This is a genomic window from Rhodobacter sp. NSM (assembly GCF_052244495.1).
Lineage (GTDB): Bacteria > Pseudomonadota > Alphaproteobacteria > Rhodobacterales > Rhodobacteraceae > Cereibacter_A.
Genome location: NZ_JBQPXH010000004.1, coordinates 119,311 through 132,049, shown reverse-complemented (window position 1 = coordinate 132,049; position 12,739 = coordinate 119,311). Strand labels below are relative to the sequence as shown.

Sequence of the window (12,739 nt, the reverse complement as noted above, 5' to 3'; positions counted from 1 at the left end):
TCTCCGCAGCTTCAGCAGCCCTCTCGCCTTGAACGCCGGCAGGGGGTAACAGGACGCATGATTCCCACCGTGCCCCTCTCCCGGACGCAGGAGCTGCCCATCTGGCGGCGGCCCGAGGCGCTCCTCTTCCTCATGGCGGCGGCCATGCCGATCGCCTTCTCGACCTGGTCGGCGCTGCTGAACAATTTCGTCATCGACACCGCCGGATTCACCGGCGTCGAGATCGGCTGGCTGCACACCGTCCGCGAGATCCCGGGCTTCCTCGCCATCGGGGTCATCGCCATCCTCCTCTTCGTGCGCGAGCAGGTGCTGGCGCTGGTGTCCCTCACGCTGCTCGGCGTCGCGACCGCGATCACCGCCTGGTTCCCGAGCTTCGGCGGGATGCTCTTCATCACGCTCCTCTCCTCGATCGGCTTCCACTACTTCGAGACCGTCAACCAGAGCCTGCAGCTCCAGTGGCTGCCAAAGGCGACCGCGCCGCGGACCATCGGCTGGATCGCCTCGGTGGGCGCGGGCGCGTCGCTCGTGGCCTACGGGCTCATCGTTCTGACCTGGCGGACCTTCGACCTTTCCTACGACACGGTCTATCTTGCCTCGGGCGGGCTGACGGCGCTGCTGGCGCTGGCGGCCCTGCTGCTCTACCCGCAGTTCGAGGCGCCGCATCCGCAGAACAAGCGCATGGTCCTGCGCCGCCGCTACTGGCTCTATTATCTGCTGCAATTCCTCGCAGGGGCGCGGCGCCAGATCTTCACCGTCTTCGCGGCCTTCATGATGGTCGAGCATTTCGGCTTCGAGGTGGACGAGGTCACGGGGCTTTTCCTGATCAATTTCCTCGTCAACATGCTGGCCTCGCCCTGGATCGGGCGCATGGTGCAGCGGCACGGCGAGAGGCGGATGCTGATGATCGAGCATACGGGCCTCACCCTCGTCTTCCTCGCCTACGGCGGCATCTACGCCTTCGGCTGGGGCGTGGCGGTGGCGGCGGTGCTTTACGTCATCGACCACCTGTTCTTCGGCATGGCCTTCGCGCTCAAGACCTACTTCCAGAAGATCGCCGATCCGGCCGACATCGCGCCGACCGCCGCGGTCGCCTTCACGATCAACCACATCGCGGCGGTCTTCCTGCCGGCGGCGCTCGGCTATCTCTGGGTGACCGAGCCCGCTTCGGTGTTCCTGCTCGCCGCGGGCATGGCGTTGCTGTCGCTGGGCCTGTCGCGGCTGATCCCGCGCCATCCCGAACCAGGATACGAGACGGTGATCGCGCGGCCGCCTGCGGTGCCGGCAGCGTGACTCGCAGCGGCGGCTTCCGGCGACTATATTCGTCTCCTGTCAACCGGAGGCCGCATCATGTTCCTGCTCAACCGTAAGAAGTCCGAGATGGTGTCGCCCGGCGAGGCGCTGCCGGGGCGTGCGGAGCCCATTCCCACGGCCGAGACGCATTTCCTCTCGGGTCTGCCGCTGAAATCGCCCGTTCCCGCCGGCATGGCCGAGGCGGTGTTCGCCATGGGCTGCTTCTGGGGCGTGGAGCGCAAGTTCTGGCAGGTGCCGGAGGGCGTCTGGCTGACCATGGTCGGCTATGCCGGGGGCTACACGCCGAATCCGACCTACGAGGAAGTCTGCTCGGGCCGGACCGGACACACCGAGGTCGTCCGCGTCATCTACGACCCGTCGGTGATTTCCTATGCGATGCTGCTCAAGCTCTTCTGGGAAAATCACGACCCGACGCAGGGCATGCGGCAGGGCAACGACAGCGGCACGCAGTATCGCTCGGCGGTCCATACCTATGGCGAAGAGCAGGCCAAGGCGGCTGCCGCCAGCCTCACGGCCTATCAGGGTGCGCTGAGTGCGGCGGGACGCGGCAGGATCACCACCGAGATCCGTCCGGCGCCTGCCTTCTACTTCGCCGAAGCCTACCACCAGCAGTATCTCGCGAAGAACCCGGCCGGCTACTGCGGGATCGGCGGAACCGGCGTGTCCTGTCCGATCGGAACCGGTGTCGGCGCAGGGGTCGCGCGCTGACCGGCGCTTGACGCGGGGCGGAGGCGGGGTTAGGCCCGCCCCGACCGCACCGGAGGCCGCGCCCCATGCCCACCTATTCCGCTCTGACCACGCTCGATGGCGAGGATGCCGCCGAGGATCTGGCCGACGCGCTCGAGAAGATGGAGCCGGAGCCGACCGGCGTGGGCGTCTTCGAGATCGAGGACGGGTCGGGTCTCTGGGAGGTGGGCGCCTATTTCCTCGAAAAGCCGTCGGAGGCTGTGCTCGAGCTTCTGGCGACGGCCTTCGGCGCGAAGCCCTTCGCGCTCTCCGAACTTCCCGAGATCGACTGGGTGGCCAAGGTCCGCCGCGAGCTGTCTCCGGTCGAGGCCGGACGGTTCTTCGTCTACGGCAGCCACGACAGCGACAAGGTGCCCGAGGGGCGCGTCGCGTTGCAGATCGAGGCGACCGTGGCCTTCGGAACGGGGCATCACGGCACGACGCTGGGCTGCCTCCGTGCGCTGGACCGTCTGGTCGATCAGGGCATCCGGCCGGGCAGGGTCGCGGACGTCGGCTGCGGCACCGCGGTCCTGGCCATGGCCGCCGCGCGGGTCTTTCCCGAAGCTCTGGTGATCGCCTCGGACATCGACGAGGTCGCCGTCGAGGTGGCCGAGGCGAATGTCGCGATCAACGACCTTCAGGGGCGCGTCGCCTGCCGCGAGGCTGCGGGCTTCGACCATCCCGACATCGCGGCGGCGGCTCCGTTCGACCTCGTCTTCGCCAATATCCTGAAGGGACCGCTGATCGAACTTGCGCCCGCCATGGCTGCCCATGTGGCGCCGGGCGGCGGGCTTGCGATCCTGTCGGGGCTTCTGGTCGTGCAGGCCGAATCGATCATCGAGGCTTACCTGTCCGAGGGCTTCGACCTCGCCTCGCGCGAGGATCTCGGAGAGTGGTGCTGCCTCGTCATGCGGCGGCGCTGAGCGGACAATCCGGCACCTCCGCCGCGATCCGGGCAGACGGTCGTTCGCGTCCTGCGGGAAAGATCTCCTCCGGCGCAGCCGTGAGGCCGGCACCACAGGCACGGCCCCGTTTTCGCCATCTTCTCCGCCTAGCCTGTCTCGATGATTTCGGGGGCGAGTATCGTGAGCATGGGCATGTCGATGGATCGTAACCTCGCCGACTTCCGCGAGCGTATCTCGCGGATCGAGGCCGCCCATGCGAAGGGCTTCGGCTTCGAGGCGGAAGGCACGTTGGGCAGGTCTCACTACGTCAAGGCCACGAGAAGTCGCCCGCGTCTCGTCGGGCCGCTGCTCGTGGTCGTCCTCTGCGTGATCGGGATGAAAGGCGCGCTTCTGTGGCGGATCGGCCCCGACGCTTATCAGGAGCGTGTCGATCTGCTCGCCACCGGCGAGGGCTTCGACCGGATGGGCAGCTTCCTCATGCAGCCGGATCCCGGGTCCCGTCTCGTCGCCGAGCGCCTCGCCGCCCTTCTTCCGTCGCTCTAGGACGTCTCTCCGTCACCTTCGGCCTCCGCATCTGTGGCGCGCCGCGTATGCAGGGCAAGAAAAAAGGCCGCGTCCCTTGGGGATGCGGCCTTTGGCAGATGGTCCGGGTGGGAGCGTCCCGTCCCCTGCTCGTCCTCAGCGGCGGAGCGCACAGATGTCCTCGATGTCGCCGCGGCAGAGACCGATGTCATCGAGTTCGCGATCGCTGAGCTTCGACAGCGCGGCGCGGGTCGCACGGGCATCGTTCCAGGCGACGACGGTCGCGACGAGGTCGCTCACGCGCTGCACGAAGTGGAAGGTGGAGATGGCGCCGAAGGGCGCCGGAGGGGTCGTCTCGAAGGCGGCCATGGCGTCTGTCCTTTTTATAAACTGCTAAAGATCGCAGCATCACTGCGTCTGATCCGGCAGATAATCCGGCATCTTCTTGTCGGCAATCACTCTCGCTGCAATGCTGCATTGCAGAAAACGCAAGGCTCTCAGTCACGAAAACGTCTTGTTTTCCGGATGCTTGGCGGGCGCCTCCGCGCCGTCGCATCACGTGGAGGAAGCGTCGCTTTCCGGCCATCCCATGCTGCCGATCTGCCTCTCCGAGGGCAAACCTCCCGAAGGCGCTGGCGGGTGTTCTCGCTTCGTGCTAGCCCTTGCGGCAACAGGAAGCAGGGATCGTCATGAGGGTTCTGGGCATCGACCCCGGTCTGCGGAACATGGGATGGGGGGTGATCGACGTCGCGGGCACCCGTCTGACCCATGTCGCGAACGGAATCTGTCATTCCGATTCGGGCGCCCTGGCACAGAGGCTGCTATCGCTGCACGACCAGTTGACACGGGTCATCGCCCGCTTCGCCCCGGACACGGCAGCGGTCGAGCATACCTTCGTCAACAAGGATGGGGTCGCGACGCTGAAGCTGGGCCAGGCGCGCGGCATCGCGCTGCTGGTGCCGGCGCAGGCGGGGCTCGATGTCGGGGAATACGCACCCAACGCGGTGAAGAAGACGGTCGTGGGTGTGGGACACGCCGCCAAGGAGCAGATCCAGCACATGGTGCGCCTGCACCTGCCGGGCGTGGACCTTGCCGGACCGGATGCGGCGGACGCTCTGGCGGTTGCCATCTGCCACGCCCACCATGTCCAGTCCTCGGGCCGGCTCCAGGCGGCACTTGCGAAGGCCGCGCGATGATCGGCAAGATTTCGGGCATCCTCGACTTCCGCGGATCGGACCACGTCCTGATCGACGTTCGCGGGGTGGGCTACATCGTCCATGTCTCGGACCGCACGCTGGCCGCGATGCCGGGGCTCGGCGAGGGTGTGGCGCTCTATACCGAGCTGGTCGTGCGCGAGGATCTGCTGCAGCTTTTCGGCTTTCCCACGATGATCGAGAAGGAATGGCACCGGCTCCTGATGACCGTGCAGGGGGTGGGGGCCAAGGCCGGCATGGCGATCCTCGGCGCGCTCGGGGCCGATGGCGTGGCGCGGGCGATCAGCCTCGGCGATGCGCGTTCGATCCAGGCGGCGCCGGGCATCGGGCCGAAGATCGCGCAGCGCGTGGTGATGGAGCTGAAGACCAAGGCGCCGGCGCTCATGGTGATGGGCGGGGCAGCTCCGGCGAGGGCCGTGCCGCAGGGGGACGAGGCGCCCGCGACGACGCCCCGGCGCAAGGCTCCGTCCTCGCCCGCCGCCCCGCCGCGCCCGACGCATACTGCCGATGCTCTCTCGGCGCTGACGAACCTCGGCTACCAGCCCACGGATGCCGCGCAGGCGGTGGCCCAAGCCTCGGGCGACAACCCCGATGCGGATGCGGCCGGCCTGATCCGCGCAGCCCTGAAGCTGCTCGCACCGAAGTCCTGACGCAGGAGTGGCACGCCGTGTCGGCGCCATGTCACGGCGGTCGGCAGGGCGATGCCCCTGCCGCGTCGGGCGTCGATGCCGGCAGGCCAGGCTCTCTCGGGCAGCAGGTGCGGATCTTGCGGCAGCGCCACGTCGCGCCCATATCCGCGGCGTTTCCAGGCAATGGGAGAAGCACTCATGGGTTACGTTCGCACGGGCATCCTGATGGCAGTGATGACGGCGCTGTTCCTCGGCGTCGGCGGGCTGATCGGGGGGCAGAGCGGCGCCCTCATCGCGCTGGTCGTGGCGGCGCTGATGAACCTCTTCACCTTCTGGAACTCCGACAGGGCCGTGCTTTCCATGCATGGGGCGCGCGAGGTCGATCCGCATGCCGCACCCGATCTCTACAACATGGTCCGGGGTCTGGCCGAGAAGGCCGGGATGCCGATGCCGAAGCTCTATCTGATCGAGACCGACCAGCCGAATGCCTTCGCGACCGGCCGGAACCCGGAAAACGCCGCGGTTGCGGTGACGCGCGGGCTTCTGCGCACGCTGACGCCCGAGGAGGTGGCCGGGGTCGTGGCGCATGAGCTTGCCCATATCAAGAACCGTGACACGCTGCTCATGACGGTGACGGCGACCTTTGCCGGCGCGATCTCGATGCTGGCGAATTTCGCCTTCTTCTTCGGCGGCGGGTCGAACGAGGAGGGCGAGCGGCCGATGGGACTCATCGGCACGCTCGCGCTGATGATCCTCGCGCCGATGGCGGCGGGCCTCGTGCAGATGGCGATCTCGCGCTCGCGCGAATACGAGGCCGACCGGATCGGGGCCGAGATCTGCGGGCGGCCGCTCTGGCTCGCCTCGGCACTGGCCAAGATCGAGGGGCTTGCGCAGCGCATCGACAACACGCGGGCCGAGCGCAACCCGGCGACCGCGCACATGTTCATCGTGAACCCGTTGCATGCCATGGGTCACGACCGGCTTTTCGCGACCCATCCGAACACCGCCAACCGGATCGCCGCGCTCCGCGCCATGGCAGGAGCCGGCGAGGAACGCTCGTCGATCCCCCGGGTCCCGCGCCGCGGCCCCTGGAGCTGATCGTCGTCAGCCCCGTCCCGCCGCCGGTGGCAAAGGAGCGTAGCGGCGGGCCCATATCCGCCTGCCTGCGCTTCCCGCTTGCATCCATTGCCTCGTTCGGGGAATGTTCCGGCAAAGGCCGAGCGAGCGCATGACCAGTTCCGATCCGACCCTCCGCCCCGAGCGGCTGCCCGAAGACATGGACCGTGCGCTGCGCCCGCAGTCGCTCGAGGAGTTCGTGGGTCAGGCCGAGGCTCGGGCGAACCTTCGCATCTTCATCGAAAGCGCCCGGATGCGCGGCGAGGCGATGGATCACACGCTCTTCCACGGCCCGCCGGGCCTTGGCAAGACGACACTCGCGCAGATCATGGCGCGGGAACTGGGCGTCGGCTTCCGCATGACCTCGGGTCCGGTGCTGGCCAAGCCGGGCGACCTCGCGGCGATCCTCACCAATCTCGAGCCGCGCGATGTCCTTTTCATCGACGAGATCCATCGTCTCTCGCCCGTGGTCGAGGAGGTCCTCTATCCCGCGCTCGAGGATTTCGCGCTCGACCTCGTGATCGGTGAGGGGCCGGCGGCGCGGACGGTGCGGATCGACCTGCAGCCCTTCACGCTGGTCGGGGCCACCACGCGCCTCGGCCTTCTGACCACGCCCCTGCGCGACCGGTTCGGCATCCCCACGCGGCTCCAGTTCTACACTGAGGCCGAGCTTGACCTGATCGTGGCGCGGGGCGCGCGCATGATGGGTGTCGACAGTGACCCGGCCGGCACGCGTGAAATTGCGAAACGCGCGCGCGGAACGCCGCGGATCGCGGGGCGGCTCCTTCGCAGGGTGGTCGATTTCGCTCTGGTCGAGGGCGACGGCCGGCTGACGCAGGCCATCGCGGACCTGGCGCTGACGCGCCTCGGGGTGGACAACCTCGGCCTCGACCTTGGCGACCGGCGCTATCTGGCCCTGATCGCCGAGAATTACGGCGGCGGACCCGTGGGAATCGAGACCATCGCCGCCGCCCTCTCCGAAAGCCGCGATGCGGTCGAGGAGGTGATCGAGCCGTATCTCCTGCAACAAGGTCTCATCCAGCGCACGCCGCGCGGCCGGATGCTTGCGCACAAGGCCTGGCGGCACCTGGGGCTCGATCCGCCGAAGGCGCCGGGGCAGGCCGACCTGTTCGGCTGAGGGGAAAAGGCTCGACGGGCGCGCCTTCTGATGGCTGCAGCTTCGTCTGTTTCGGCCAGCCCAAGGGCCCGCCGCCGCCCGACAGGCTCTAGTGCGGAATGGTCTTCGAGAAGAGGTTGACCACCAGCACGCCCGCAAGGATCAGACCGAGACCGAGGATCGCGGGCATGTCCAGCCGCTCTCCATAGACGAGCCAGCCTATGGCCGCGATGAAGACGATGCCGAGGCCCGACCAGACGGCATAGACGACGCCGGTCGGCATGACCTTCAGCGTGACGGAGAGGCAGGCGAAGGCGACGCAATAGCCCACGACCGTGATCACGCTGGGCCAAAGCCGCGTGAAGCCATCCGACCGCGCCAGCGCGGTGGTAGCCACGACTTCGGCGAAGATGGCAAAGACGAGGAAGGCGTAGGTCGTGGCAAGGGACATGGCGATCTCCGGGAGAGGCGCCATCCTGTCCGTCCGGCTCCGGCAGAGTCAATCGGGTGCAGCATTGCCGCGGCCGGCATCCGGTCCCCACCCGCGCTAGACCGAATGCTCTCCCCCTTCGCCGCCGGGTGGTGGTCAGGGGGAGAGGTGGTTCGAAACGAAGCTCGCCTCCACGTCTGCCATCCGGCGCCTGTGCCTCGAGGCACGGCCGCCCAGCACGCGGGCAGGTGGTTGCCGGTGCAGCGCAAAGCGCCTATGTCCCCGGCCGAGCAAGGGAGGGCGATCATGACACCTTCGGACGTCGAGGCGCTCTTCACCGGCGCGGATGGCAGCTATCGCTTCGCGCGCTGGGGGCGACCCATCGTGCCGGTCGTCTTCGGGGTCGAGGATGCGACGCTCTCGACCGTCAAGGGCGCGGTCGAGGCCGTCGTGACGCTCGCCGGACACCGGATGGCCGAGACCGACCCGGAACTCGGGGTGAACCTCATGTTCTTCTTCTTCCGTGACTGGGAGGAGCTGCCACAGGTCCCGAAACTCGATCGGATGATTCCGGATCTGGCACCGCTCTGTCTCCGGCTGGGCGAGGCAGGCGCGAACCAGTATCGGCATTTCCGCTTCGACGCCGCGGGCGCGATCCGGGCCTGCTTCGTGTTCCTGCGCATGGATGCCCACCTCTCGGCCCTTCCCGCCGACGCTTTGTCGTTGGGTCAGGCGGTGCAGTCGATCCTGCTCTGGTCAGATCGCGCCTTTGCCGAGACCTCGCCTCTCGCCCGTGCGGGCGGTCAACTGGTCCTGCGGCCCGAGATCGCCGCCGTGATCCGAGCCGCCTATGATCCCGTGATGCCGGCGTCGGCGACCGATGCGAGCCACTCCCTGCGACTGGCAGCCCGGATGGGGTGACGGGGGGACGGCTGTCGGAGGCCGCCGCCCTGCGCTCGGGTCGCGTCCCGGACTGGTCGGACAACAGGTGCCCGCCGCAGTCTGGCAGCCGGTCACCGCGCCCGCCGACCGATTGCTGCCAAGGGAAGGGTGACGATTGTCCCCGTAGGGTCCCGAGCCGCGCATCCTGCCGCCAGCTCGGGAACTGCGCAGTCTGTCGCTATTCGGCCGTTGGTGCGAGCAGAGGCTCCATCGCCGCAAGGGCGCGCGCCTGCACGTCCTCGGGCGTGCCCGAGGCGTCGATCACCGCATGGCGCGCGGGATCGCGGGCCGCCTGCGCGAGGAACGAGCGCCGGATGCGTTCGTGGAACGCGAGGTCGAGACTCTCGAACCGGCCCTCGTCCACGGCCTCTCCGGTCAGGCGGCGACGGCTGCGAGCGAGGCCCGTGGCAGCGTCGAGGTCGAGGATCAGCGTCAGGTCCGGCCAGAGGTCGCCCGTGGCCTCGGCATGCAGCGACCGGATGAAGCCCTCGGACAGTCCGCGCCCCGTCCCCTGATAGGCGAGCGTCGAACCGACATAGCGGTCCGACAGGACCACCCGGCCCGCGTCCAGAGCGGGGCCGATAAGGCGGCGGACGTGCTGCACCCGGGCCGCGGTCATCAGCAGAAGCTCGGCCATAGGATCCCAGGCCTCATCGGCCCCGGCCAGCACGAGACCCCGGATCGCCTCGCCCTCGGGTGTGCCGCCCGGCTCACGCGTGACAACCACCTCGCGGCCCGCGGCGCGCAGGTGGTCCGCAAGATGCTTCACGATCCCGGACTTGCCCGAGCCGTCGATCCCCTCGACCGCGAGAAAGAGGCTGCCCTGCGCGCGCATCCTGCCGCCGGCTCAGGTGGCCGGCGCCTCCTCCATGAAGCGGCGGTAGAGCACCTTCGCCGCCGTCAGCAGGCGCACCTGCAACCCTCCGCTTCCGACGCTGCCCTCGGCCACCAGCGGCACACGGGCATCGGGAAGGTCGGGCACATGGATCACCAGCTCGGCCAGTTCCTGCCCGGCGGCGATGGGCGCGCGAAGCGGGCCCGTGTAGCTCACTTCGGCGGTCACGCTTTCCTGCACCAGCGCAGGCACGAGCAGCTTCACGTCCTCTGCCGGGACGAGACCCACGCGCGAGGCATTGCCCAGCCAGACGTCGGCCTCGGTCACGCGCTGGCCCTTCTTCACCAGCGTCTTCTGAACGAACTGCCGGAAGGCCCAGTTCACGATCTGCTCGCCCTCCTGCGCCCGGTCGGCCTCGGTTGCAAGACCGGAGAGGACGAAGACGATCCGGCGGCCGTCCTTCTGCACCGCCGATCCCACGAGGCCGTAGCCTGCCTCCTGCGTGTGGCCGGTCTTCAGCCCGTCGGCCGTCCAGTCGCCGTTGGGGCCAAGCCGCAGCAGCGGGTTGCGGTTGTTCGCGTTGGAGGGCACGCGGTCCTTGTAGTTGAACTCGGTGTGGGCAAAGTAGGGATAGTATTCAGGGAATTCCTCGATCAGGCGCACGGCGAGGATGCCGAGGTCGTGCACGCTCATCCGGTGGTCGGGCGCCGGCCAGCCTGAAGCGTTGGTGAAGGTCGAGTCGTTCATCCCGAGCGCCTTCGCGCGGACGGTCATGGCCCGGGCGAAGTCGCTCTCGGTCCCGTTCAGCCCCTCGGCCACCACCACGCAGGCGTCATTGCCGGAATTGACAATGATGCCGTGGATCAGTTCCTCGACGGTGGGCCGGTCGCGCTCTTCGACGAACATCTTCGAGCCGCCCATCTGCTTTGCCTTGGTCGAGACGGCGAAGGTGGTTTCCATCGTGACGCGCCCGTCGCGCAGCGCCTCGAAGAGCATGTTGAGCGTCATGAGCTTCGACATCGAGGCCGGCGGCAGCGGCTCGTGCGCGTTCTTGTCCAGGAGCACGGTGTGTGTCGTCACATCGTAGACCCAGGCGGCGCGGGCGCGCGTGTCGAAGGCCTGCGCGGGAAGGGCTGCGAGCAGACCGAAGATGAGGGCGAGGAAGAGGCGAGGCAGCGACACGGTATGCGTCCTTTCCAGTCAGCGGGCGAGAAGATAGGCGTCGTCGAAGCCCAGCCCCTTGATCCTGCTCAGCAGGGCGGGGGCATCGGCGGGAGCGGCCGGCCCGGCGACGACGCTCCAGAGCGACTTGTCGCCCTGCTTCGCCTCGGCGACGCGGGCGGCGACTCCGTCCTTCGCGAGTTGATCGGCGGCGCGGCGGGCGTTCTCCTCCCTGCTGAAGGTTCCGACGCGGATCGAGCGGCCACCCGTCGCTGACGCCGCGGCTGCGGCGGTAGCGGCCGGGGGCGCAGGCGTGGCGGCCGCGGCAGGTCTGGCTGCGGCAGGCGCTGCGGCTCCGGGCGTGGCCTGCGGTGCAGGGGCCTCTGCGGACGCCGGGGCCTCCTTGCGGCGGAGGGCGGTCACGCGGATGGTTGCCGGCTGTCCCGCGAGCAGGCCCAAGGCCTCGGCCGCATCGGAGGACAGTTGCAGCCTCGGCCCGGGATTCTCACGTTCGCGCCGGAAGAGGGCACCCACCACCGACTTGCCGTTCGAGGGGTTCACCATCTTCACGCGCTCAGGATCCTTCACGTCGGGCGAGGCGACCCAGACCCCGCCGAGCGATGGCCGTCCGTCCCAGAGTGCCTTGTCGGTGGCCTGATAGGCCTCCGGCGCCTCGACATCCGCTCCGACCGGAGCATCGGGTGCGGCGGACGCCGGGACGACCGCCTCGGCCGAGGCCCCGTCCGCACCATCCCCGCCCGTAGCCTGCCGGATCGTGTCGCAGGCCGCGATCGCCAGACCGGCGGCCGCCATGAAAACCAGGTTCCGGACCCCCGAATGTCGCATTGCTCGCCCCCATGGTGCGCGGGTTCATTCCGCGTCTCTTGCCGAACCGCGCGTGTCGGACGGCTTCCTGCCCCTGCCGCAGGCATCCTGCAGCGGCGGCATCATAGCCACGTAGCGTTGTGCTGGGAAGGGCGGCGGGGCGGCCGCCGCAGCCCGCGGGCGGCCCGCCGCCATCACCTTCACGTGCGCCGCCGGGCGCGGTTCCGCCGGCTGGCGAGGTGCGGCGGGAGTAGCGTGGACAGCGGGCACGCGGCCGATCTAGGCTCCGGCTGCAAGGGCGGCCGGATCGTCCGGACGCGACGGAGGAGACGGACAGAAGATGACGACGACGCTCAAGGACATGATGGCCGCTGCCAATGCGGTGGTGGAGCGGATCGACGCAGAGCGCGCGCAGGCCCTGATGGCCGACAAGGGGGCGCTGCTTCTCGACATCCGCGATGCACCCGAGATCGAGAAGAGCGGTCGGGCGCAGGGCTCGCATCACATTCCGCGCGGGATGCTGGAGTTCCGTGCCGACCCCGAGTCGCCCTATCACGACCCGATGCTGCGGAAGGACCGTCCGGTCGTGCTGCACTGCGCCTCGGGCGGGCGCGCGGCGCTGGCGGGCAAGCTTCTGAAGGACATGGGCTTCTCCGAGGTCTACAACCTCGGCGGATTGAAGGACTGGGCCGAGGGCGGCGGGCCGGTCGACGGCCCGATAGATCCCGGCATGTGACAGCACGAGGCATCCGGCACGGCCGCGGTTGCAGCGCCGGGGCCGTCGCAGCCGCCGACCGGCACGAAGGGGGTGTCGGCGCCGATGCATTTCACGCTTCGCGATTCGCACGGCCCGAGCGCAGTTGGCTCAGCGGCTGAGCAATTATTCACCACCCCTTCCACGCCTGCGGTGTTTTCGCCGGACGATTGTGCGGGCTCGGCCTTTCGGCGAGAAGGCCCTGCCGCCATGTTGGACATATGGGCCGCAAGGCGCGAAAATGAGTTGTAA

The 12,739-nt window shown here is 68.7% G+C and carries 15 protein-coding genes; 10 read left to right on the top strand and 5 right to left on the bottom strand.

Annotation, left to right across the window (positions count from 1 at the left end):
- Positions 1 to 57 precede the first annotated feature (57 nt).
- The 4 genes from ACTVZP_RS10240 (at position 58) to ACTVZP_RS10225 (ending at position 3,485) form a co-directional block, all read left to right on the top strand.
- On the top strand, positions 58 to 1,290 hold the full coding sequence (locus tag ACTVZP_RS10240; protein WP_443212059.1) for an MFS transporter: 1,233 nt from the start codon (positions 58 to 60) through the stop codon (positions 1,288 to 1,290).
- Positions 1,291 to 1,347: 57 nt separating this feature from the next.
- Positions 1,348 to 2,019, top strand: coding sequence for a peptide-methionine (S)-S-oxide reductase MsrA (msrA, locus tag ACTVZP_RS10235; RefSeq protein ID WP_443212058.1), 672 nt, complete (start codon positions 1,348 to 1,350; stop codon positions 2,017 to 2,019).
- Positions 2,020 to 2,084: 65 nt separating this feature from the next.
- Positions 2,085 to 2,960 (top strand): 50S ribosomal protein L11 methyltransferase, encoded by an 876-nt coding sequence (locus ACTVZP_RS10230; RefSeq protein ID WP_443212057.1) that lies wholly within the window; start codon positions 2,085 to 2,087, stop codon positions 2,958 to 2,960.
- Between the two features lie 174 nt (positions 2,961 to 3,134).
- A complete protein-coding gene (locus ACTVZP_RS10225; protein ID WP_443212056.1) occupies positions 3,135 to 3,485 on the top strand; it encodes a hypothetical protein in 351 nt (116 codons plus the stop codon).
- Between the two features lie 135 nt (positions 3,486 to 3,620).
- Here the strand turns inward: ACTVZP_RS10225 and ACTVZP_RS10220 are convergent, their stop codons facing one another.
- The gene (locus ACTVZP_RS10220; RefSeq protein WP_443212055.1) at positions 3,621 to 3,833 is read right to left on the bottom strand and encodes a DUF1127 domain-containing protein; all 213 of its coding nucleotides are present in this window, start codon (positions 3,831 to 3,833) and stop codon (positions 3,621 to 3,623) included.
- A 320-nt stretch (positions 3,834 to 4,153) separates the two neighbouring features.
- Between ACTVZP_RS10220 and ruvC the strand changes: the two genes are divergently transcribed.
- The 4 genes from ruvC (at position 4,154) to ruvB (ending at position 7,561) form a co-directional block, all read left to right on the top strand.
- Complete coding sequence (ruvC, locus tag ACTVZP_RS10215) at positions 4,154 to 4,660, top strand: crossover junction endodeoxyribonuclease RuvC (RefSeq protein WP_443212054.1); 507 nt, start codon at positions 4,154 to 4,156, stop codon at positions 4,658 to 4,660.
- Entirely contained in the window at positions 4,657 to 5,328 is a 672-nt protein-coding gene (ruvA, locus tag ACTVZP_RS10210) for a Holliday junction branch migration protein RuvA (protein WP_443212053.1), read from the top strand. The genes ruvC and ruvA overlap by 4 nt, the downstream gene beginning before the upstream one ends.
- Positions 5,329 to 5,505: 177 nt before the next feature.
- Entirely contained in the window at positions 5,506 to 6,405 is a 900-nt protein-coding gene (gene htpX / locus ACTVZP_RS10205; RefSeq protein WP_443212052.1) for a zinc metalloprotease HtpX, read from the top strand.
- A gap of 130 nt (positions 6,406 to 6,535) precedes the next feature.
- Positions 6,536 to 7,561 (top strand): Holliday junction branch migration DNA helicase RuvB, encoded by a 1,026-nt coding sequence (ruvB, locus tag ACTVZP_RS10200; RefSeq protein ID WP_443212051.1) that lies wholly within the window; start codon positions 6,536 to 6,538, stop codon positions 7,559 to 7,561.
- An 88-nt stretch (positions 7,562 to 7,649) separates the two neighbouring features.
- Here the strand turns inward: ruvB and ACTVZP_RS10195 are convergent, their stop codons facing one another.
- Positions 7,650 to 7,991 (bottom strand): SMR family transporter, encoded by a 342-nt coding sequence (locus ACTVZP_RS10195; protein ID WP_443212050.1) that lies wholly within the window; start codon positions 7,989 to 7,991, stop codon positions 7,650 to 7,652.
- A gap of 285 nt (positions 7,992 to 8,276) precedes the next feature.
- On the opposite strand from ACTVZP_RS10195, the gene ACTVZP_RS10190 reads away from it, so the two are divergent.
- Complete coding sequence (locus ACTVZP_RS10190; RefSeq protein ID WP_443212049.1) at positions 8,277 to 8,891, top strand: hypothetical protein; 615 nt, start codon at positions 8,277 to 8,279, stop codon at positions 8,889 to 8,891.
- Between the two features lie 199 nt (positions 8,892 to 9,090).
- Here ACTVZP_RS10190 and tmk read toward each other — a convergent pair whose 3' ends face one another.
- Genes tmk through ACTVZP_RS10175 form a run of 3 tightly spaced genes read right to left on the bottom strand, consistent with a single transcriptional unit; the run spans position 9,091 to position 11,754 of the window.
- Positions 9,091 to 9,747: a dTMP kinase gene (gene tmk, locus ACTVZP_RS10185; protein WP_443212048.1), complete on the bottom strand. Its 657-nt coding sequence runs from the start codon at positions 9,745 to 9,747 to the stop codon at positions 9,091 to 9,093.
- A 12-nt stretch (positions 9,748 to 9,759) separates the two neighbouring features.
- On the bottom strand, positions 9,760 to 10,929 hold the full coding sequence (locus ACTVZP_RS10180) for a D-alanyl-D-alanine carboxypeptidase family protein (RefSeq protein ID WP_443212047.1): 1,170 nt from the start codon (positions 10,927 to 10,929) through the stop codon (positions 9,760 to 9,762).
- An 18-nt stretch (positions 10,930 to 10,947) separates the two neighbouring features.
- Positions 10,948 to 11,754: an SPOR domain-containing protein gene (locus tag ACTVZP_RS10175; RefSeq protein WP_443212046.1), complete on the bottom strand. Its 807-nt coding sequence runs from the start codon at positions 11,752 to 11,754 to the stop codon at positions 10,948 to 10,950.
- Between the two features lie 319 nt (positions 11,755 to 12,073).
- Between ACTVZP_RS10175 and ACTVZP_RS10170 the strand changes: the two genes are divergently transcribed.
- Positions 12,074 to 12,469: a rhodanese-like domain-containing protein gene (locus ACTVZP_RS10170; protein WP_443212045.1), complete on the top strand. Its 396-nt coding sequence runs from the start codon at positions 12,074 to 12,076 to the stop codon at positions 12,467 to 12,469.
- Positions 12,470 to 12,739: the final 270 nt, after the last annotated feature.

What these genes read in the sequence shown, in the direction of transcription:
- ACTVZP_RS10240 (WP_443212059.1), top strand. Translation starts at nt 58, where the DNA reads ATGATTCCCACCGTGCCCCTCTCCCGGACGCAGGAGCTGCCCATCTGG.
- msrA (WP_443212058.1), top strand. Translation starts at nt 1,348, where the DNA reads ATGTTCCTGCTCAACCGTAAGAAGTCCGAGATGGTGTCGCCCGGCGAG.
- ACTVZP_RS10230 (WP_443212057.1), top strand. Translation starts at nt 2,085, where the DNA reads ATGCCCACCTATTCCGCTCTGACCACGCTCGATGGCGAGGATGCCGCC.
- ACTVZP_RS10225 (WP_443212056.1), top strand. Translation starts at nt 3,135, where the DNA reads ATGTCGATGGATCGTAACCTCGCCGACTTCCGCGAGCGTATCTCGCGG.
- ACTVZP_RS10220 (WP_443212055.1), bottom strand. Translation starts at nt 3,833, where the DNA reads ATGGCCGCCTTCGAGACGACCCCTCCGGCGCCCTTCGGCGCCATCTCC.
- ruvC (WP_443212054.1), top strand. Translation starts at nt 4,154, where the DNA reads ATGAGGGTTCTGGGCATCGACCCCGGTCTGCGGAACATGGGATGGGGG.
- ruvA (WP_443212053.1), top strand. Translation starts at nt 4,657, where the DNA reads ATGATCGGCAAGATTTCGGGCATCCTCGACTTCCGCGGATCGGACCAC.
- htpX (WP_443212052.1), top strand. Translation starts at nt 5,506, where the DNA reads ATGGGTTACGTTCGCACGGGCATCCTGATGGCAGTGATGACGGCGCTG.
- ruvB (WP_443212051.1), top strand. Translation starts at nt 6,536, where the DNA reads ATGACCAGTTCCGATCCGACCCTCCGCCCCGAGCGGCTGCCCGAAGAC.
- ACTVZP_RS10195 (WP_443212050.1), bottom strand. Translation starts at nt 7,991, where the DNA reads ATGTCCCTTGCCACGACCTACGCCTTCCTCGTCTTTGCCATCTTCGCC.
- ACTVZP_RS10190 (WP_443212049.1), top strand. Translation starts at nt 8,277, where the DNA reads ATGACACCTTCGGACGTCGAGGCGCTCTTCACCGGCGCGGATGGCAGC.
- tmk (WP_443212048.1), bottom strand. Translation starts at nt 9,747, where the DNA reads ATGCGCGCGCAGGGCAGCCTCTTTCTCGCGGTCGAGGGGATCGACGGC.
- ACTVZP_RS10175 (WP_443212046.1), bottom strand. Translation starts at nt 11,754, where the DNA reads ATGCGACATTCGGGGGTCCGGAACCTGGTTTTCATGGCGGCCGCCGGT.
- ACTVZP_RS10170 (WP_443212045.1), top strand. Translation starts at nt 12,074, where the DNA reads ATGACGACGACGCTCAAGGACATGATGGCCGCTGCCAATGCGGTGGTG.